At 47.3% G+C, this 706-nt stretch carries 1 rRNA gene; it reads right to left on the bottom strand.

Features of this window, described 5'->3' with window-relative positions:
- Positions 1-670: ribosomal RNA gene (locus BMY79_RS00005) — 23S ribosomal RNA — on the bottom strand; the annotation flags it as partial.
- Positions 671-706 lie beyond the last annotated feature (36 nt).

The following is a 706-nucleotide window of genomic DNA, read 5'->3' as shown; positions in this document are numbered from 1 at the left end:
ACTTGGTTTCCCTTCGGCTCCAAACCTTAAGTTCTTAACCTTGCCAACAACAATAACTCGCCGGACCGTTCTACAAAAAGTACGCAGTTCAACTTTCGTTGTTCCACAGCTTGTAAACACAGGGTTTCAGGTTCTCTTTCACTCCCCTCCCGGGGTTCTTTTCACCTTTCCTTCACAGTACTATGCGCTATCGGTCACTAAGTAGTATTTAGGCTTACGGGGTGGTCCCCGCTCTTTCCATCAAGGTTTCTCGTGTCTCGATGTACTCTGGATCCCGTCTTGTCTCCTTCGCTTCGCTTACGGGGCTTTCACCCTCTTTGGCTTGATTTCCCAATACAATTCTGCTCACTCTGTCGAATCAATTATACGGTCCGAACCCCAGCATGCACGCACACTGGTTTGGCCTCTTTCGCTTTCGCTCGCCGCTACTCACAAAATCGATGTTTCTTTCTCTTCCTCCGGCTACTTAGATGTTTCAGTTCACCGGGTTCCCTTCCATACACTATTTTATTCACATATGGATATCTAACTTTTGTTAGATGGGTTCCCCCATTCAGACATCTGCGGATCTTTAGTTATTTGCACTTCCCCGCAGCTTTTCGCAGCTTATCACGTCTTTCGTCGGCTCTTAGTGCCAAGGCATCCACCCTGCGCTCTTTTTTGCTTGACCTTCATATCTCTTTTGATATGCGTCCTCTTTCGATGC

Source organism: Lachnobacterium bovis (assembly GCF_900111325.1).
Lineage (GTDB): Bacteria > Bacillota > Clostridia > Lachnospirales > Lachnospiraceae > Roseburia > Roseburia bovis_A.
This window is presented reverse-complemented; position numbering and strand designations above follow the sequence as displayed.